Below are 252 nucleotides of genomic sequence, written 5' to 3'. Positions count from 1 at the left end.
CTGGCGACGTGGCGCCAGCAGGGACGCAATCCATACGAAGAGCTTCGTCGAGCCGTCAGTAACAATGAACTGATCTCACGGGCTCACGCTGTGCCGGCTGTCGAGACTCCGGGGTAAACACGTACCAGCGTTATAATCCGCGTTCAGTTCATACCCACACTTCTGGCACTCGAAGTGTTCGCCCTGGCGGTTGCCGTCGTGCGTGAACCCACAGTCCGTCCGAGAACAGCGTTGGGATGTATGGGTCGGCTC

Annotated in this window: 1 pseudogene; it reads right to left on the bottom strand. The window is 59.1% G+C overall.

The window, feature by feature from the left end:
* Positions 1 to 126: 126 nt before the first annotated feature.
* Positions 127 to 252: pseudogene (locus tag EXE47_RS18340) on the bottom strand (zinc ribbon domain-containing protein); the annotation flags it as partial.

Source organism: Halorubrum sp. GN12_10-3_MGM, assembly GCF_005435235.1.
Taxonomy (GTDB): Archaea; Halobacteriota; Halobacteria; order Halobacteriales; family Haloferacaceae; genus Halorubrum; species Halorubrum ezzemoulense.
The sequence above is the reverse complement of the archived record's forward strand: the minus strand, read 5'-3'. Positions and strand labels throughout refer to the sequence as shown.